The sequence below is a fragment of the Sagittula marina genome, from assembly GCF_014196795.1.
Classification (GTDB): Bacteria; Pseudomonadota; Alphaproteobacteria; order Rhodobacterales; family Rhodobacteraceae; genus Sagittula; species Sagittula marina.
Genome location: NZ_JACIEJ010000007.1, coordinates 1 through 19,546, shown reverse-complemented (window position 1 = coordinate 19,546; position 19,546 = coordinate 1). Strand labels below are relative to the sequence as shown.

Sequence of the window (19,546 nt, the reverse complement as noted above, 5' to 3'; positions counted from 1 at the left end):
CCCTCCGCGGGGGCCGGTTTTCTTTTGTTCGGTCGCATTGCGCGGGCGAGGCAGCGCCCCGGCACCACAAAGGGCGCATCACAAAATTCGGGCAAAGGCTTGTTTGCCCTACGATTTCCCGCTTTGGCGCGATACACTGCACAGAGTTCCCGCAGGGAGGCAGCCATGCCCATCGACCAAGATTCCCTCAGGGCCTTCCTGGCCACCGTCCACCCCTATGACAGCCTGCCTGCCGAGGTGATCGACGACCTGCTGCCCGCGTTTCGGACAACCTCTCTGGCCGCAGGGCAACCCGTCTATGGCTTGGGCGAGGACCTGGAGGGGCTGTACCTGATCCACTCCGGTGCCGTCGAGATACGCGACTGCAATGATGTCCAGATCTCCGTGCTGGGACCGCGCAATTCCTTTGGGGAGCGCGGATTGACCCGCGACGGACGGGCCGTGACGCAGGCGCGTACCACCGCTGACAGCGTGCTGCTTGTTCTGCCCCGCGCGGATTTCCTGACGCTCGTGACACACGAGCCGGCGGTCACGCGGTTCTTTGACCGGACGCGCCCGGCCCGACCGCGCCCGGCTGATCTGGCCACCAGCCGCGTGGAAACACTTATGGCGACCAGGACACTCACCTGCGCGCCGCAGACCACGGTCCAAGAGGCCGCCCAGATGATGCAGGCACGGCACGTCTCCTCGATCTGTATCTGCGATGGCGACGTGCTGCGCGGTATCGCCACGATCCGCGACATGTCGGGCAAGGTTGTGGGCGGTGACCTGCCACTGGACACGCCGATCACAGCCGTGATGACCGCGGATCCCGTGACCCTGCCGCCCAGCGCCATCGGGTCCGACGTGCTGCACATGATGTTGGAGCGCCACATCGGCCACGTGCCCATTGCAGAGGCAGGCCGCCTGCTGGGCATGGTCTCGCAAACCGATCTGACCCGCTTTCAGGCCACAAGCTCTGCCGAACTGGTGGCCGAAATCGCGCGGGCCCCCGACGCCGCCACCATGGCCCATGTGACGGCCCGCATTCCGCAGCTGCTGGTTCAGCTCGTCGCCGCCGGAAACCGCCACGAAGTGGTCACACGGCTCATCACCGATATCGCCGACACCGCCACCCGGCGCCTGCTGGCCCTGGCCGAGGCGCGCCTTGGCCCCGCCCCGGTGCCTTTCGTCTGGGCGGCGTGCGGCAGTCAGGGGCGGCAGGAACAGACCGGCGTGTCCGACCAGGACAACGTGCTGATCCTGCACGACGATTTCACCGAAGACATGCGGCCGTACTTTGCGGATCTGGCGCAGCAGGTCACCGCCGGTCTCAACACCTGCGGCTACGTATTTTGCCCCGGCGAGATGATGGCCTCCGCCCCGCGCTGGTGCCAACCGCTCAAGACCTGGCGCATCTATTTCCGCAACTGGATCGGCAAACCGACCCCGGAATCCCAGATGCTGGCCTCGGTGATGTTCGATCTGCGGCCCATCGGCGGGGACGCCACATTGCTCGACACCCTGCAAACCGAGACGCTGGAACACGCCGCGAAGAACTCGATCTTCGTGGCACATATGGTGTCCAACGCGCTGAAACACACGCCGCCACTGGGGCTGTTGCGCGGCTTTGCCACGATCAAATCCGGCGAGCACAAGAACCGCATCGACCTGAAGCATTCCGGCGTCGTGCCTGTGGTTGACCTTGGCAGGCTCTACGCGCTGCAGGGGCGGCTTGCCCCGGTCAACACCCGTGCACGGCTGGAGGCCGCGATCAGCGCAGGCCGCCTCAGCGCCTCGGGCGGGCATGACCTGCTGGACGCCTACGACCTGATTGCCGAGACCAGGCTGGAGCATCAGGCCCGGCAGGTAAAGTCCGGTCAGGCTCCGGACAACTATCTTCCCCCCGCCAGCCTGTCGGATTTTGAGCGAAGTCATTTGCGCGACGCTTTTGTTGTGGTCAAATCGCTGCAATCCGCTGCTGGGCATGGCAAGGGGATGTTGGGCTGACGGCGCAGCGCGCCAAGGGACATCGCCCGATCCGTCGGGCAGACGGGCGGCACTGACCGCACGAGGAGGAGGAAGACCATGTTTCTGGAATTGCTGGCGGTGATTTTTGCCGGGATCGCGGGGGCTGGCGTGATGCTGCTGATCACACGCTTCGTTGCCCTGCCGCGCTGGCTGGTGCCGATCGGCGCCGGAGCCGCGATGCTGGCCGCCACGATATCCTCTGAATATGGCTGGTACGGTCGCACCGTGAATGGCCTCCCAGAGGGCGTTCTGGTCGCGCAAACCGCTCCGTCCAAAGCGCCGTGGCGACCTTGGACCTACGTCTTTCCCATGACAGACCGCTTTATCGCGGTGGACACCCGACGCACCCAGGCCAATCTGGAGACGCCGCAGCTTTATATCACCGACCTCTATTTCTTCGGCCGCTGGCAGCCGCTCACCCAGGTGGAAATCATGATCGACTGTGCCAACAAGCGCCGCGCCGACCCTGCCCGCGATGATGGCGCAGATCCCGTCTGGCGCACGGTGGGCGCCGATGACCCCATCGTTCAAACCGTCTGCGAGGCGCTCTGATGCTGCAAAGCCTGTCCCTGCGCACGCGGATCTTTCTGTTCTTTTGCCTGATCGGGTTGGGCGGCACCGGCCTGACGCTTGGTGCGCTTTACCTTGGCTGGCAACGCGCGCTGGAAAGCGATGTGACCAACGGCTTTATCTTTGCTGCGATCCTCTGCGCGTTCGCCCTGATTGCGCTGTCCGCCGGGGTCTGGCTGTTGTTCGACGAAAACGTGGCCAAGCCCATCGAGCGGATTGCGGCGGACCTCCGCACGCGGGCCCATGCCGGCGTTGCCTTGCGCATGGACACGGGCCGCGCGCGATATCTGGGCGACCTCGCCCCCGCCGCCGGCGCCCTGTCAAGCAAACTGTCAGACAGCACCATGGTCACCGCGGACCGCATCGCCTCGGAGACCGCCCGACTGGAATCCGAGAAAGCCCGCCTGACCGCCCTGCTGACGGAAATCCCGGTGGCGACCCTGCTCGTCAACGCTTCCGATCACATCGTCCTGTATGACGGTCAAGCCGCCGAGGTTCTGGCCAGTCAGGGCGTGCCCCGATTGAATGCGCACCTCAGCGATTATTTCGATGCCAAGGCGCTGGAAAAGGCCCGCGATCGCATGAACCGCAGCGGGCGCGAGGTCAGCATCACCCTCGCAGGCCATGACGGCACGCAAAGCTACGACGCCCGGCTGCGCCCGATGCAAAGCGGTGGCTACATGATGCTGGTGGATGCCGCGCATCTGGACCTGCCGCCAGAGGCCGCGCGCCCGTTGACCTATGACTTCGACCTGCTCGACCAGAACGATGGCGCGCTGGACCAGACACCGCTGCGCCGGCTGACCTTCACCGTTTTCGACACAGAGACAACCGGCCTGCTGCCGCACAAGGATGAGATCGTGCAGATCGGCGCGGTGCGCATCGTCAACGGGCGTCTGGTGCCGGGCGAACGCATGAACCAGCTTGTTGATCCGGGCCGTCCTATCCCACCCTCCTCCACCAAAGTGCATCGGGTGACGGACGCCATGGTCGCAGGTCAGCCCGACATCGCCATTGCGGGGAAAAAATTTCACACCTTCGCGCGCGGCTCCGTCATCGTGGCGCACAACGCCCCCTTCGACATGGCATTTCTGCATCGGCACAAGCGGCGTATCGGGGTGGAGTGGGATCACCCCATCCTTGACACGGTACTTCTGTCCGCGATCCTGTTCGGTGCCTCGCAGGAACACACATTGGACGCGCTGTGCGACCGGCTCGCGGTCACCATCCCGCCGAATCTGCGACATACCGCGCTCGGCGACGCCCATGCCACGGCAGAGGTTCTGGCCCGGATGCTGCCCATGCTGGAGGCACAAGGCATGCACACATTGGCCGATGTTCTATCCGAGACAAAGCGCCATGGGCGCCTGCTGGCAGACCTAAACTGACCCAAGGCGCGGTCGCTCCTGATGACCGGACTATGCATCGCAAAACCGCGCTCAGACTGCGCTCAGCAATCGGGCGGAACGCGCCATCGGCCCGATCCGCCCTACCATTGCCACGCGATCCGTCATCAGACCCGCGCGCCCGTCCTGCCCTGAAACGTCAGCGCTGTGGCAAGCGCACAGCGGCATCCAGCCGGATCACTGTCCCGTTCAGATAGGCACTCTCGCAAATCTGCGTGACAAGCTGCGCATATTCCTCCGGCAGGCCCAGACGGTGCGGAAAGGGAATGTTCGCCACGATACCATCCACCGTTTCCTGGGGCAGACCTTCCATCATCGGCGTGTTGAACAACCCCGGCGCAATCGCCATGACGCGCACGCCCTGCTTGGCCATTTCGCGCGCCGCTGGCAGACACATGGCGGCGATGCCCCCTTTGGACGCCGAATAGGCCACCTGCCCGATCTGCCCGTCCTCGTAGGCGACCGAGGCCGTGTTGATCACCACCCCGCGTTCTCCGCTTTCCAATGGGTCAAGCGCCATCATTTCGCGTGCCGCGTGGCTCATGACATAATAGGACCCCATCAGGTTCACGCGGATGGTCTTTTCAAACAACTCCGAGGACAGACCCCCATCGCGCCCCACCACGCGCGCGGCCAATCCGATCCCGGCGCAGGACACCGAGATCCGAGGCGCGCCCAAGGTCGCCGTCACCTCTGCCACGGCCTCCGCCACAGACGCCTCCAACCCCACATCGGTCTTCACCGCATGACCACCGATCTCGCGCGCCACCTCTGCGGCACGGTCGGCATCGAAATCGAGGATACCGACCTTGGCCCCCTCGGCCGCCAGCCGCCGCGCCGTCGCCGCGCCCAGGCCGCTCGCCCCACCTGTCACGATCGCCACATGTCCGGAAATCTGCATCTTGTCTCCTCTCGAAACACCGGGACGCGCCACCGCGCCCCTGCTTCTTTGCTTGTCAAATACTCAAAAGATAGCCCCGCCCTCCACGAAGGCGACACGTGCGGATCAGGGCAGCAGAAACAGCGTGATCGCCGGAAAAGCCACCAGCAGCACCACCCGCACCAGGTCCGACATCACATAGTACATCACCGCCCGGTAGGTGCTGACCATCGGCGTCTCAGGTGACATTGCGTTGATGACGAACAGGTTCATCCCCACCGGCGGCGTGATCAGACCGACCTCCACCACGATCAGAACCAGAATGCCGAACCAGATCGCCGTGTGCTCGGGCGACAGTCCGAAATCCATCGCCATGATCACCGGAAAGAAAATCGGGATGGTCAGCAGGATCATCGACAGGGAGTCCATGAAGCAGCCCAGCACAAGGTAGATCGCCAGGATCGCCACCAGAACCGCCAAAGGTGACATGCCCAGTTCCACCACCCAGGACGAAAGCTCCTGCGGCAGGCGCGTCCGTGCCAGAAAGGCATTGTAGAACGCGGCCCCCAGAACGATGAAAAAGATCATGGCAGAAGATCGCGCCGTATCGGTAAAGCTGTCCAGCAGCGTGCGAAAGGTCAGGCCACCATTCGCCAGCGCGATGATGCCGGTGCCCAGCGCGCCCACCGCCGCCCCCTCCGTCGGGGTGAAGATACCACCGTAAATACCGCCCACCACCGCGATAAACACCAGCAACACCGGCCAGACATCCAGCAACGCGCGGAACCGCTCGCCCATCGGAACGGGCGGTCGCACACCTGCGCTGCCCGGGTTCATCCGGACGTAAATCGACACGGCCACCATGTAGCCGATGGCCGCCAGCACACCGGGAACAAAGGCCGCAAGGAACAGCTTGGCAATGTTTTGCTCCGTCAGGATGGCGTAGATCACCAGCACGACGCTTGGCGGGATCAGGATGCCCAGCGTGCCCCCGGCGGCCAGCGTCGCGGTCGAGAACCCGCCATCATAGCCGTAGCGCTTCAACTCTGGCAGGGCGACCCGGCTCATGGTGGCTGCGGTGGCCAGCGAGGACCCGCAGATCGCGCCAAAGCCCGCGCAGGCGCCAATGGCCGCCATGGCCACACCGCCACGACGATGCCCGAGAAAGTTCTCCGCCGCCTTGAACAGCGACTGGGACATACCGCCGAGCGTGGCAAAATACCCCATCAACAGGAACATCGGCACAATCGACAGCGAGTAGCTGGAGAAGGTTGTAAAAGCGATATCCTTGAGCTGCGCCATAGGCAGGCGCGTGTTGCCCATCACCATCCACATCCCGGCAAAGCCCGCGGAAAACATGGCCAGCCCGATCGGCACCCGCAGGAAGATCAGCAGCAGAAGGGCGGGAAAGGACCAGATCCCGATTTCGAGGTTGCTCAATGGTTCGCCCCCAAAGCGTTCGGCGCGATCACACGCCCTGTCAGCATTTCATAAACCCGCAGTATTACGACGTAACAGGCGGTCAAGGCGGTCAGCGTCGCGCCCACAAGGCTCCCCGCGTAGGCCCACCAGACCGGGAACTGCAACAGCAGCGTCGTCTGCCCGGAACTGATCTTGCGCGCCATGCCCTCGTTGAGCTGCACGGCGATCACCACCATCACAACGGCCATCAAGACGGCAATCAGCACATCCAGCGCGCGGTTCACCCCGCGCGGCAGCACATTGGTGAACACGTCCACCGCCGCATGTCCGCCAGAGACGGTACAAAACGGCAGAAAGGCAAAGATGCAAAAGGCCATGCCGGCCTCCACCAGCTCGAAATCGCCCCGGATCGCGCCAAAGCCCGCGTCGATCATGCCTTGGGCAAATCCCGCCGCCAGACCCACCCCGGTCATCCAGTGCAGCACGGAATTGCCCACGCGGCCCAGAATGGACAGGCAGGTCATCACGATCAAAATCGTCAGCACGGTACCCCCGGCCAGCGCCATCACACGCGCAAGCCCCAGCACGATGCGGTGCAAACCGGCCATCGCAGCATTCCCCTCAAGTTCTGAGTTCTGGTTGAAAGTCCGGGGCCACGGTCAACGCACGCAGCCCCGCATCCTGAGGGTTTACTGGCCCCAGGTGTCCATGGAGGGATCATATTCCCCCATCAGGGCTTTGGCTTCGTCGATCAGCGCCTGACCGTCGATGCCTTTGCTCTCCATGTCCGCAATCCACGTCTCGTAGATCGGGTTGACCAGGGCGTCCCACTCCTGCGCATCCTCTTCGGACACAACATTGATGTCGTTGCCAAGATCCACCGCGATCTGCCGCGCCGGAGCATCGGCATCCGCCTGCGTGCCACCGGCAAAGATCGAGAACGCCACGCCAGAATTGTCGTCGATGACTTTCTGAAGGTCCTCGTCCATGGACTCGTAGACGTCCTTGTTCATCGCCATCACAAAGGTCAGCGTATACAGGGCCGGGCCGTCGAACTCAGTGTGGTGGCTCACCAGTTCCGCGACTTTCAAGGCAGGGGTCACTTCCCACGGGATCGTGGTGCCATCCAGAACGCCCTTGGACAGGGCCTCGGACACGGCCGGAACCGGCATCCCGATGGGCTCCGCGCCGACGCGGGTCAGCAGGTCGTTCACCAGCCGTGACCCACCGCGGATCTTCATACCCTCAAGGTCAGAGGGAACATTGACCGCCTTGTTGGTGTGAAACAAACCCGGGCCATGCACCCATGTGCCAATGACCTTGACGTCTGCGAAATCAGCATCCTGCATCTGTTCTTCGCTGATCTTGGCATAGGCATAGGACGCGGCGCGCGCATCTTCGACCATGAAGGGCAGCTCGAACACTTCGCTGCGCGGGAACCGGCCCGGCGTGTACCCAACCACGGTCCAGCCCACGTCGATGATGCCATCCTGCACATGGTCGAACAGCTCGGGCGGGCTGCCACCCAGTTGCATGGACGGGTAGATCTCTACCTCGATGCGACCGTTGGACTCCGCTTCGATCCTGTCGGCCCAGGGCTGAAGGATCTCCGTCGGAACCGTGGCCTGCGCCGGCAGCATGTGTTCCATCGAAAGTGTCACATCCGCGGCCAGCGCGCTGGTGGTCGACATCAGCGTCGCCGTCAGCGCGGCGGCCGTTGCGCCGAAAAAGGTTCTCCGTGTGTGCATTTCATTTCCTCCCAGAAAGACCGGCTCTTGTGAGCCTTTGTTTGGTATTCTCAATCCGCCATCACGCCACATCAGGGGGCAACACGCGCCTGCATAGGGTCCAGAGTTGGCCGGGGGTGCAGCGACGTCCCGAGGCGCAGACATGCGCCAAGACGGACGTTCCGCAAAATCGTGCCATGATGTCCTCCCCTACATCTTGACTGGTGCGGGAAACCTTGCGGTCCTCGCAGCGTACGGCAACAGCATCGCTGTCTCGGCCCCATGGGACCATGATAAAGGCCAACTTGTCCAGAACTCTTCCACTTGGAAACAAAAATTTCTCATGCGCCGCGCTCGGATTTCTGTCGCCAGCGCACCCGCCGACGTTCCATCCGGCTTTACGATGAAAAAGCCGACGCAATTTATACCTGAATGGGTAATTCCTATGCGTCCGGCTACGACATGCCTGACCGTCACGCCCCGCGCAAAGCAGCAGATTCGCCAATTTCGAACGCTATTTTACGCCTCAAGGCCCCCCAAGTCCCAACTCCGAACAGGCCGGTCCCTCCTCTGTCGCGGCGCACATCCGTCACACAGGTTGAAAGGCGGCGCTTGCGCGATCGCACAGGCCGCGTCTATCGTTACCCTATTATTTTACGACTGGCCCGGAGCCCGTGAAGATTTTGAACCGCCTCACACTCAAATCCCACGGCGATTTGCGCCAATTCGCCGCGCTGAAGACTCCGATCTGGGTCTTCGACGTCGACGCGCATTGCATGTGGTGGGCCAATGCAGCGGCGGTGCATTTCTGGAAGGCCCCGGATCTTCCCTCGCTGCTTGCGCGGGATTTTTCGACCGACACGGACACAGCCCGGCGGCGATTGCGTCAGGTGGTGGACACGGCCTCGGGATCGACCCCAATTCAGGATACATGGACGCTCTATCCCGGCGGAACGCCAATCCCCGCGCTGTTGTCGTGTCAGCCCGTCTGGCTGAACGATACATCTGCGGGAATCCTGATCGAAGTCCACCGAACCCACGCCGATGTCGTCGATGCCGACACGCTGCGCCTGATGGAAGCCGCCCGCGCCACGGCGCTGGCAGTGGCCACCTTCTCGCTCGATGGTCAGCTTCTGGCGCAGAACCCGTCGTCCGCCGCATGGCATGGCCCCGCGCGCGCGCGCTCCGGCGGGCGCAGTGATCTGGAGGCCCGGTTCGTCGACCGCGAAATTGCACATGATCTTCTGGATCGCATCCGCGCCGATCAAAGCCTTTCGTGCGAGGCGCTCGTCCGGCGCAGTGACGGGCTGCACTGGCACCTTGTGTCGGCCCGCCGTGGACGCGATCCGATCACCGGCGATTACGTCGCCATCGTCTCCGAGGAAGACATCTCCGAACAATATCAACAACGCCAGCAGCAGCAACGGGCGAACCAGATCCTCGAAGGCACGGTCGCAGAGCGCACCGACCGGCTGCGCGCCTCCGAGGAACGCTACGCCCTTGCCACCGAAATGGCCGCAATCTGGGACTGGGACGTCAAAAGCAACAAGGTCTTTTTCTCCCCCAGTTTCATTCGTGACCTCGGCTACAAGAAACAGGAATTCCACGACATTCTGCGCGAGGAAGGCATTGATGGTCTTCTGTTTCCCGACGACGCCGCCACCTTTCATGCCATCGTCGATCAACTCGTCCGCACCCCCGATGCTCCGATTTCCGAAGAAGTCCGCTTTGTCATGAAGGACGGCAACGTGCGCTGGTTTCACGCTCAGGGACGCATGCTGTGCGACGACATGGGTGTGCCCATTCGCTCCGTCGGGCTGCTCACCGACGTGACCCGAAGACGGGCGCTGGAAACCTCGCTGATGGCCGCGCAAAGGCTGGAAGCCATTGGCCAGCTTACCGGCGGGATTGCGCATGATTTCAACAACCTGCTGACCGTCATTCAAGGCAACGCACAGCTTTTGCAAGAAGCCGGCGAAACCGACAAGGAACTGATCGAAGAGATCGTGACCGCTGTTGGCCGTGGTGCGGACCTCACCACCCACCTGCTGGCCTTTGCCCGCCGCCAGATGCTCAAACCCACTGCGCATGACCTCGGCAAGGTGCTGGGCGGGCTGCAAAACACGCTGCGACGCCTGTTGACCGAATATGTCACCGTGAAGATGGAGCTGGACGCCGACCTCTGGCCCGTCTGGGTCGATGCCAGCCGTCTGGAGGCCGCGCTGCTGAATGTGGCCATCAACGCCCGCGATGCCATGCCCAATGGCGGCACACTTCAGATCTGCGCTCGTAACCGCGTCGTGGCCGAAGACACGCCCAACCTCGGCATGGAACTGGAGCCAGGCGCCTATGTCGAGATCGCCGTGACCGACACAGGTCGCGGCATGTTGCCCGAAACGCTCGCCCGCGCGTTCGAGCCGTTCTTTTCGACCAAAGGCGTCGGGCGCGGCAGCGGTCTGGGCCTGTCCATGGTCCTCGGCTTCTCTCGCCAATCCGGCGGCGACGCCTGCATCGACAGCCAGCCGAACAATGGCACCCGCGTGGTCTTGATGCTGCCGCGCTCGCAGACGTCGCCCAGCGCCACGGTCTCGACAACGCCCGGGCAGATCAGGCGCGGCTCAGGCGAACACATTCATGTGCTGGAGGACAACCCTTCGGTCCAAAGCGCCCTCGCGCGGATGTTGACCTCGATAGGATACCGCGTCTCCACGTCCACCACCGTGAACGGCGCGCTGCAATCCACGATAGCGCAGGACGGCCCTCAGCTGTTCCTCGTGGACCTGATCCTCGGCGCAGGCCAGCACGGAACGGACTTCCTGCGCGCCCTGCGCGCCACAAACGCGCAGACGCCGGTTGTGCTCATGTCAGGCCTGCCCGAGACTGAAATGCGGGTCGAAACAACCCTCGCCGACGCTTACCTGACAAAGCCCATCAGCACCAATCATCTGGCGCAGGCCATCGCCACGGTATTGTCCCGCGAACACCAGCCCGGCTAACCCCCTGTCCGTGCGATTTTACGCCAGTTGGAGGCCAACCTCCGCGGTTGAGACTTCAGGCTCATGACCTGTCATGCCGCGTGACTGGGCACGATTCTCCCCAGCGGCCAAGGCGTCTGATTGCGCAGCCTCTGCATAACCCCTCCCCACCCTCTGCACCGCATACCATGCACATGCGCAGACACCGCACGCCTTGGGGGCTTTCCCACCGCGCAGCTTCTTGCCAATCTGCCCCCAGTAAAACGGAGCAGCATCCATGAAGATCCTCGTGGTCGACGACGACCCCCGACTGCGCGACCTGGTGCGCACGGCATTGAAACGTGCGGGCCATGACGTGCTCTGCGCCGCAGACGGGACGCAAGGCTTGACCGAAGCCCGCCGCAGCACCCCTGACCTTGTGGTGCTCGACATCGGCCTGCCGGAAATGGACGGGCTCGAGGTCTGCCGCCGCATCCGCCAGACCTCTCAGGTGCCAATCCTTTTTCTCACCGCGCGCGATGACGAAGTGGATCGCATTGTCGGGCTGGAACTGGGGGCGGACGACTACGTCTCCAAACCCTTCAGCCCGCGCGAACTGGTGGCCCGCATCGCGGCCATCCTGCGCCGCACCAGCGGCGCTGCTCCCGCCGAAACCCGACGACACGGACGCATTGCACTGGATCTGAGCGCGCGCCACTGCCGGATTGACGACCAGCCGCTGTCTCTCACCGGAACCGAGTTTCAGTTGATCGCCGCTCTGGTCGGTGCGGCCAATCGCCTGCTGTCGCGCGCCGAACTGGCCAACGCTGTCTGGGGCGCGGGTGCGCAGCAATCCGACCGCACCATGGACAGCCATTTGCGCAATCTGCGCCGCAAACTGGCCGAGGCGGGCCTGCCCGACGCGATCGAAACCGTGCATGGCCAAGGTATGCGCCTAGGGCACTGCGGATGACCGCGCGGCGCTGGCGGCCCTCTCTGGCCTTCGTCCTTGGCGGCGCGCTGGCCGCGACCCTGGCCATGTCGCTCGCCGGACTGGTGGTGCTGCGCTACCTCGGGGCCGAGATCGGCTTTCGCCCCGCCGCGATGCTCGTCGCCGCCGTCATTGCCGCGGCCACGGGGGCGTTGGGCTGGCTGTTGGTGCGCTTGCTGTTACGCCCCATTCGCGCGTTGGAGGCCTTTGCCCTCGCCGAAGGGGCTGCCGACCGACCACGCCACCACGGCACCCGCGAACTGCACGCCACCGCCCAGCGCGTCATCGCCATGGCCGACGCCCTGCGCGACCGCGAAGCCACCGTGCGCGCCTTCACCGATCATGTGACGCATGAGCTGAAGACCCCCGTAGCGGGCATCCGCGCCGGGGTCGAACTGATGCAGGATGGCGGCTCGCTGACGGCGGAGGACGCGCGGCTGCTGGACCAGATCGACAGCGCGCGGCTGCAAATCGAAACCCAGCTGGCCGCTCTGCGCCGCGTCGCACAGGCGCGCGAAGTGCGATACTTGGGCGAAACCACCGTGCAGCGCGCCCTGGATCTGGTTCTGGGACAGGTTCATATCGCGGTTCATCATACAGGGGACACCGCCATCTTGCCCTTGTCCTCTGACGGGCTGGCCGTGGTGTTGCTGCACCTGCTGAACAACGCCGCGGCCATGGGCGCGCAGAACGTTACGCTGTCTCAGACCGAAACGGGCCTCTTGGTCTGTGATGATGGGCCGGGCATCTCCGACGGCAACGCCGCCCGCGTGTTCGACCCGTTCTTTACCACGCGCCGGGACTCCGGCGGCACAGGCATGGGATTGACCATCGCCCGCACAATCTTGCAGGCGCATGGCGGCGACATTCACCTCGTGCCAAGGGCCTCCGGCACGTGTTTTCGCATTTGCTTCCCGTGAGCAATTGACCGCGCCCGAATTTGCTGACAAATGTCAGGTAATAAGTATCGGAGCCACACATGTTATCTGATCCCATTGCGCGCACGCGCCGCTTTCACCGCGCCGTCACGACCGAAGCCGGTGTGCTGGATTCCTCCTTCCTCGGGCGCGGCCGCCCCCTTGGACCGGCGCGCGTGCTGAACGCGATTGGGCACGGAATGCACGATATCGGGGAGATCAGGGCCTATCTGCGCCTCGATTCCGGTTTGATGAGCCGCCTGTTGCGCGGACTTGAGGACGAGGGGCTGATCGAACTCACCGCCTCCTCCACCGATGGGCGCCGCCGTGAAGCCCAGCTGACCAATAGCGGTCGTGCAGAATTTGCCGAATATGAGCGGCTTTCCGACCAGCAGGCAGAGCAGATCGTCGCCCGCCATCCGCGCCCGGAGATCCTGCTGAACGCCATGGACATCGTCGCCACTGCGCTTGGCATGGAACGGGTCAGGCTTGAGGAGCTCTCTCCAGAAGAGCCACGCGCCCGTGCCTGTCTTCAGGTCTATTACGAAGAACTCGCCCAGCGCCTGCGGACAGGGTTCGACGTGACGCGCTCCGCCGATCCCGAAGCCACCGATATGATCCCGCCGCGCGGGTCCTTCCTGATTGCCCTGTCGGACGGGCTGCCCATTGGCTGCGTCGGGCTGAAGGGCACTGACAAAGGTTATGCCGAGATCAAGCGCCTCTGGGTTGCGCAGTCGGCGCGTGGCATGGGCCTTGCCGGCCAGTTGATGGACACGGTCGAAGACCGCGCGCGCAGTCTGGGGATCGACCTGCTCAGGTTGGACACGAACTCCGCCCTGCCAGAGGCCATCGCCTTTTACCGCAAACGCGGCTGGACAGAAATCGACCGCTTCAACGAGGACCCCTACCCGGACTTCTTTTTTGAAAAGCGGCTTTGACCGGGCCGCTCTTCAAATCCCGATCAGACAGCGGATCGCTCCGTTTCTCCAGGTTAATTCCGCCGGGATTGACATCGCCGAGCAAATTGCTCAGGAATACGGCGACAGGATAACCGAGGGAAACAGTCATGAAATTCATCAAAGGTTCGGTCGCACTGGCGGCTCTGTGCGCAACACCCGCGCTGGCCGTGGAGAAATCCGAGGTGCTCGACACCTACGCAGATATCGCGCATGCGGGCTACGAGGATTCGCTGACCACCGCGCAGACCCTGCAAACGGCGGTCGCCGCTCTGCTGGAAAGCCCGTCAGACGAAACGCTGTCCGCCGCCCGCGAAGCATGGCTGGCCGCGCGCGTGCCCTACCAGCAGACCGAAGCGTTCCGTTTCGGCAACGCGATCGTTGACGACTGGGAAGGCAAGGTCAACGCCTGGCCGCTGGACGAAGGGCTGATCGACTACGTTGATGCCACCTACGGCGGGCCGACCGATGAAAACCAGCTTGCCGCGCTGAATGTTGTCGCCAACCCGACCTTTACCCTGTCGGGCGAAGAGGTTGACGCCACCGAGATCACGCCGGAGCTGATCGGTGAAACCCTGCACGAGGCGGACGGCGTCGAGGCCAACGTGGCCTCCGGCTACCACGCGGTGGAATTCCTTCTCTGGGGTCAGGATCTGAACGGCCACGAGGCCGGTGCCGGCGACCGTCCCGCCACCGATTTTGCCACAGGCGACGACTGCACCAACGGCAACTGCGACCGCCGTGGCGACTACCTGAAGGCCGCGACCGATCTGCTGGTCTCTGACCTTGAGTGGATGACCGCCCAGTGGGCCGAGGGCGGCGACGCGCGCACCACGCTGCTGGACGACGAAGACGCAGGCATCACCGCCATGCTGACCGGCATGGGCTCCCTGTCCTACGGTGAGCAAGCGGGCGAGCGGATGCGTCTGGGCCTGATGCTGAATGACCCCGAGGAAGAGCACGACTGCTTCTCCGACAACACGCACAACTCGCACTACTACGACGGCAAGGGCGTGCAAAACGTCTATACCGGCAGCTACACCCGTGTCGACGGCTCCGAAGTGACCGGCCCCAGCCTCAGCGATATGGTCGCTGAAATGGACGCCGACCTAGACGCGGAGCTCACCGCCAAGCTCGACACCACCATGGACAAGCTCGGTGATATCGTCGACGCGGCCGAAGGCGGGTTCGCCTACGACCAGATGCTGGAACGCGGCAGCGACAAAGGCGAGGCGCTTATCATGGGTGGCGTTGACGCGCTGGTCGACCAGACCCGCAGCATCGAACGCGTCGTGGCCCTGATGCAGGCTGACGACGTGAACATCGAAGGGTCCGACAGCCTCGACAATCCCGAGGCCGTCTTCCAATAAGACCGTGAAACGATGAGCGGCGCACGTCATGCTGGTATCCCCCTGTGCCGCCCGTCCTGCAACGCCCGCATCCCTCCTGCGGGCGTTCGCCATTCTTACCGAAGGGCCTGAGGCTGAAGATGAAGACCACCTGCGTGACCTCCCTGTTTGCACTGCTGCTGAGCGGAACGACCCTCCCCGCGCAGGAATTGGATGACATCCATCTCAACGTGATCCCCCGAACCAAGGACGAAACCGCGCGCATCGCCGGGGCGCTTGCCGCGCCCGAGAATTTCGATGCGCCGCAACCGTTCGAGACCATGTCCGGCGGGGCAGCCACCGTGCGGGCGCGGATGACCCAGGACGCATTTTCCCAGCCCTCGGCCAATATTTCCTTTGAACGTGAGCTGACTTTCAAGGTCGGCAACGGCCTGTTCAAGAAGGTCTGGGTGTCGGCCCCCTCCTCGACACTGGCCTCTGACGGGCTGGGACCGCTGTACAACGCGCGCTCCTGCCAGCGCTGCCACATCAAGGACGGGCGCGGCCATGTGCCCGCAGGCCCGGACGATACCGCCACATCCATGTTCTTGCGTGTCTCCGTCCCCGCGGGGCCGGACGATCTGGTGCCAGAGATCGAAGGCTACCTCGGCACCGTGCCGGAACCGAACTACGGGCTGCAGCTGCAGGAGTTTGCCAACGCAGGCCACAATGCAGAATACCGCCTGCAAATCGACTACGACGAGGTCGAGGTGCCGCTGTCCGGCGGTGAGGTCGCGCATCTGCGCGCGCCGACCTACACCGCCGCTGATCTGGGCTACGGTCCCTTGGCCCAGGATGCGATGCTGTCACCGCGCGTCGCGCCGCAGATGATCGGCCTTGGCCTGCTGGAGGCGATCCCGGCCGAGGACATCCTTGCGCAGGCCGACCCTGACGATGCGGACGGCGACGGCATTTCCGGCAAGGCGCAGATCATCTGGTCCGGGGAGTTCGACCGACCCATGCTGGGGCGCTTCGGGCTGAAGGCCGGAGCCCCGACAATCCGCGAACAATCGGCGGCAGCCTTTTCCGGCGACATTGGCATTTCCAACCCGCTGTTCAGCTCTGGGGCGGGCGAATGCACGGCGGCTCAGGTCGATTGTCAGCTGACAATTCACGGCGACCAGGACGAGCGCGGCTTTGAAATCGACGCCGAGGGCCTGGACCTTGTGACCTTCTACAGCCGCAACCTCGCTGTGCCGGAGCGACGCAATGTGGACGACCCGCAGGTCTTGCGCGGCAAGCAGCTGCTCTATGAGACCGGTTGCACCTCCTGCCATACCCCGAAATTCGTCACTCATCGTCTGGAGGATCGCCCCGAGCAATCCTTCCAGCTGATCTGGCCCTACACCGACCTGCTGCTGCACGACATGGGGCCGGGTCTGGCGGACAACCGGCCCGAGGCGCGCGCCGACGGTCAGGAATGGCGCACGCCGCCGCTTTGGGGGATCGGTTTGACGCAGGAGGTCTCCGGGCATACGCAGTTCCTGCACGACGGGCGCGCGCGCTCCCTGCTCGAAGCTGTGCTTTGGCACGGGGGGGAGGCGCAGCCCGCACGTGATAGCGTGGCGCAGATGCCGCCGCCTGACCGCGCCGCCTTGATCGCTTTTCTGGAGAGTCTCTGATGCTGAAATCCCTGTCGCTGACGTTTTCCCTGCTGGCCGGTGTCGCCATGGCAAACCCCGATCCGGCGCAGGTGGTGCGGGACGTGGTCCTGCCCGGCTTCGAGACCCTGGCCGAGCGCAGCCATGCGCTTGACGCCGCCGCCGCTCAGGACTGCGCGCCCGACAGCGTCGCCCTGCGCGACGCCTGGGCGGAGGCCTTCGACGCCTGGGTGCGCGTCAGCCACCTGCGCTTTGGCCCCACAGAGGTCGACGACCGCGCCTTTGCGCTCGCCTTCTGGCCGGACAGCCGGGGCGTCACGCCACGGACGCTGGCCGGGCTGATCGCCGACGAAGACCCGGTGGTGACGAACCCTGAAGCGTTCCAGGAGGTCTCCATCGCCGCGCGCGGGTTCTACGCGCTGGAATTTCTGCTCTATGATCCGGCATACGCCGACGGGTCCGACTACACCTGCCAATTGGTGCAGGCCGTGGCGCGGGACACATCCGACATCGCCGACGCGATCCTCGCGGACTGGCAGGATTTTGTTGTCGAGTTCACCGACGAGGGCAGCCGCTATCAGACCCGCGAAGAGGCCCTGCAAGAGCTGTTCAAGGCCGTGACAGCCGGACTGCAATTCACCTCTGACACGCGGATCGGGCGACCCATGGGCAGTTTTGACCGTCCCCGCCCGGCCCGCGCCGAAGCGCGCCGGTCCGAACGGTCGCTGCGTCATGTGCGTCTGTCGCTGGAAGGGACCGAAGCGCTGGCCCTCGCATTGGCCGCAGAGGCCCCCGAGGTCGCGAAGAACATCCAGGACGCCTATGCCGACGCCTTCGCCGAGGTCGAGGCGCAGGACAGCCCGACCTTTGCCAACGTGGACACGCCGATGGGGCGCTTCAAGGTGGAAGTGTTGCAAGGGGCGGTGGACAGCGTGCGCACGGTCATCGGGCTGGAGCTTGGTCCCGAACTGGGCGTGGTCGAAGGTTTCAACGCTTTGGATGGGGACTGACATGCTGTCACGACGGGGCATGCTGAGCGGCATGATCGCGGCGGGCCTTTGGCCTGCGCAGGGATGGGCCGATGTGGGCGGGCCGCGCTACCTTGCGGCGGCGCAGCACACTGCAGGTGGCTATGCGCTGCACGGCGTCTCGGTGGATGGCGTCAGCCTGTTTTCTGTGCCGCTACCGACGCGGGGCCATGCGGCGGCCGCGCACCCCACACGCGCCGAGGCGGTGGCCTTTGCCCGCCGTCCCGGCACCTATGCCATCGTTCTGGATTGCCTGAGCGGGGAGGTGAAAGCCGAACTGACCGCGCCCGAGGGGCGGCATTTCTATGGGCACGGCGCGTTCTCTGCCGATGGCAGCCTGCTGTTCACCACGGAAAACGATTTCGAAACCGCGCGCGGTGTTGTCGGTGTCTGGGATGTGGCCGGTGGCTACACCCGGCTTTGGGAATTCAGCTCTGGCGGAGTCGGTCCGCACGAACTGCGGCTGATGCCCGACGGGCAGACGCTTGCGATCGGCAACGGAGGGATCGAAACCCACCCGGAGGCCGGACGCGCCAAGCTCAACATCCCCTTCATGGCACCCAACCTGACCTATGTGTCGCTGTCGGGTGAGATCCTCGAACAGGTGGCGCCGCCCGACGCGGAGCACAAGAACTCGATGCGACACCTCGCCGTCGGGCCGGATGGTCAAGTGGCGCTGGCGCTGCAATGGCAAGGCGAGGTGACCGATGCCCCTGCCCTGTTGATGCTGCACAAACGCGGGCAAGCCCCGGTCTGGGCGCGTGCGCCTGAGGCGCTTCACGCCGCGATGGAAGGCTACGCAGGCAGCGTGTCGTTCAGCGGTGACGGTCGACAGGTGGGCATCACCTCGCCGCGTGGCGGCCGCGTGCAGGTGTTCGATGCGGCCTCTGCCGTGTTCCAGAACGAGGTGTTGCTTCGCGACGTTTGCGGACTGGCGCCAGGCACCGATGGCTTTGTCGCGTCCACAGGGCAAGGTGTGTTTCATGCGTTGAACGACGGTCAGGCGCGCGTCCTGCAAGACCAAGCTGTCGCGTGGGATAACCACATTGTGCCGATCGGCGCTGCAACCCGTTCTGCGTAGCTTCGACGGCCTTGAAACAGGCGCTTGCGCTTTCATGGTGCATGATGGCTGGCCCGCTCGGGTGTAAATACAGTCCATGAGTGACCGTCTGACCATCGTGGGTGTCACAAAGGACAGGGATGATCAAAGATGCCTTGCAAGCGTCGGATGGCTTTGAGGTGCATGCGATTGGCGACACCACCTCACTGGTGCCGCGCTCCGCCCTGATGCGGCGCTGAGCGACGTGGGCACCCACCCGCGACATTCTCGAAGTAACGACGCTGGCCTACACCCCCTTGGAGATGCTCGTGAGAGGAACGGCGGGCGGTCTGGCGCGTGCCCGCGTGAATGGTGGACCGCCTCACACTGCCCCGTTCAAGCCCGTGCGGGACACCGAGGATGACCGAACGGCCTTCATGCTGTCGCCAGCTGCGGTAGCCACCGGGCGACAAGGCGAAGGCATAGGCCAAGCCCTATTCCCATACGGCACGAACAATCTGCGAAAGGACGGCGTGGATGTGATCGTCACCTATGGAGATCCTGACCTGCCACGGGATTTTTCCTCCATCGTCGGTTAGAGTCCGATCCAACTTGAGGACGGACAATGAAGCGAACGCGATTTACGGACGAACAGAT

At 64.1% G+C, this 19,546-nt stretch carries 16 protein-coding genes; 12 read left to right on the top strand and 4 right to left on the bottom strand.

Annotated elements, in window-relative coordinates:
* The first annotated feature begins 165 nt into the window (after positions 1-165).
* The 3 genes from GGQ68_RS14070 (at position 166) to GGQ68_RS14060 (ending at position 3,968) form a co-directional block, all read left to right on the top strand.
* Entirely contained in the window at positions 166-1,989 is a 1,824-nt protein-coding gene (locus tag GGQ68_RS14070; RefSeq protein ID WP_183967068.1) for a DUF294 nucleotidyltransferase-like domain-containing protein, read from the top strand.
* Positions 1,990-2,067: 78 nt separating this feature from the next.
* On the top strand, positions 2,068-2,562 hold the full coding sequence (locus GGQ68_RS14065; protein WP_183967066.1) for a hypothetical protein: 495 nt from the start codon (positions 2,068-2,070) through the stop codon (positions 2,560-2,562).
* Entirely contained in the window at positions 2,562-3,968 is a 1,407-nt protein-coding gene (locus GGQ68_RS14060) for a 3'-5' exonuclease (protein WP_183967064.1), read from the top strand. Before GGQ68_RS14065 ends, GGQ68_RS14060 begins: the two co-directional genes overlap by 1 nt.
* A gap of 157 nt (positions 3,969-4,125) precedes the next feature.
* Here the strand turns inward: GGQ68_RS14060 and GGQ68_RS14055 are convergent, their stop codons facing one another.
* The 4 genes from GGQ68_RS14055 to GGQ68_RS14040 form a co-directional block, all read right to left on the bottom strand.
* The gene (locus GGQ68_RS14055) at positions 4,126-4,887 is read right to left on the bottom strand and encodes an SDR family NAD(P)-dependent oxidoreductase (RefSeq protein ID WP_183967062.1); all 762 of its coding nucleotides are present in this window, start codon (positions 4,885-4,887) and stop codon (positions 4,126-4,128) included.
* 105 nt (positions 4,888-4,992) lie between these two features.
* Positions 4,993-6,306, bottom strand: coding sequence for a TRAP transporter large permease (locus tag GGQ68_RS14050; RefSeq protein WP_183967060.1), 1,314 nt, complete (start codon positions 6,304-6,306; stop codon positions 4,993-4,995).
* Positions 6,303-6,896, bottom strand: coding sequence for a TRAP transporter small permease (locus GGQ68_RS14045; protein WP_183967058.1), 594 nt, complete (start codon positions 6,894-6,896; stop codon positions 6,303-6,305). The genes GGQ68_RS14050 and GGQ68_RS14045 overlap by 4 nt, the downstream gene beginning before the upstream one ends.
* An 81-nt stretch (positions 6,897-6,977) precedes the next feature.
* Positions 6,978-8,036, bottom strand: coding sequence for a TRAP transporter substrate-binding protein (locus GGQ68_RS14040; protein ID WP_183967056.1), 1,059 nt, complete (start codon positions 8,034-8,036; stop codon positions 6,978-6,980).
* Positions 8,037-8,689: 653 nt separating this feature from the next.
* On the opposite strand from GGQ68_RS14040, the gene GGQ68_RS14035 reads away from it, so the two are divergent.
* The 9 genes from GGQ68_RS14035 to GGQ68_RS13995 all read left to right on the top strand — a co-directional run bounded on the left by GGQ68_RS14035 (position 8,690) and on the right by GGQ68_RS13995 (position 19,488).
* Complete coding sequence (locus GGQ68_RS14035; protein ID WP_183967054.1) at positions 8,690-11,011, top strand: ATP-binding protein; 2,322 nt, start codon at positions 8,690-8,692, stop codon at positions 11,009-11,011.
* Positions 11,012-11,267: 256 nt separating this feature from the next.
* Positions 11,268-11,942: a response regulator transcription factor gene (locus GGQ68_RS14030; RefSeq protein WP_183967052.1), complete on the top strand. Its 675-nt coding sequence runs from the start codon at positions 11,268-11,270 to the stop codon at positions 11,940-11,942.
* Positions 11,939-12,880, top strand: a complete 942-nt coding sequence (locus GGQ68_RS14025; protein WP_183967050.1) for a sensor histidine kinase — start codon at positions 11,939-11,941, stop codon at positions 12,878-12,880. Before GGQ68_RS14030 ends, GGQ68_RS14025 begins: the two co-directional genes overlap by 4 nt.
* 59 nt (positions 12,881-12,939) lie before the next feature.
* Positions 12,940-13,815, top strand: a complete 876-nt coding sequence (locus GGQ68_RS14020; RefSeq protein WP_183967048.1) for a bifunctional helix-turn-helix transcriptional regulator/GNAT family N-acetyltransferase — start codon at positions 12,940-12,942, stop codon at positions 13,813-13,815.
* A 128-nt stretch (positions 13,816-13,943) separates the two neighbouring features.
* Positions 13,944-15,203, top strand: a complete 1,260-nt coding sequence (locus GGQ68_RS14015; RefSeq protein WP_183967046.1) for an imelysin family protein — start codon at positions 13,944-13,946, stop codon at positions 15,201-15,203.
* Positions 15,204-15,322: 119 nt separating this feature from the next.
* Positions 15,323-16,843 (top strand): di-heme oxidoreductase family protein, encoded by a 1,521-nt coding sequence (locus GGQ68_RS14010; protein ID WP_183967044.1) that lies wholly within the window; start codon positions 15,323-15,325, stop codon positions 16,841-16,843.
* Positions 16,843-17,832: an imelysin family protein gene (locus GGQ68_RS14005; RefSeq protein WP_183967042.1), complete on the top strand. Its 990-nt coding sequence runs from the start codon at positions 16,843-16,845 to the stop codon at positions 17,830-17,832. Before GGQ68_RS14010 ends, GGQ68_RS14005 begins: the two co-directional genes overlap by 1 nt.
* A gap of 1 nt (position 17,833) precedes the next feature.
* Positions 17,834-18,931, top strand: a complete 1,098-nt coding sequence (locus GGQ68_RS14000; RefSeq protein ID WP_183967041.1) for a DUF1513 domain-containing protein — start codon at positions 17,834-17,836, stop codon at positions 18,929-18,931.
* Positions 18,932-19,218: 287 nt separating this feature from the next.
* Positions 19,219-19,488 carry a hypothetical protein gene (locus GGQ68_RS13995; RefSeq protein ID WP_183967039.1) on the top strand — a complete coding sequence of 90 codons (270 nt, stop codon included), beginning with the start codon at positions 19,219-19,221 and terminating at the stop codon, positions 19,486-19,488.
* Positions 19,489-19,546: the final 58 nt, after the last annotated feature.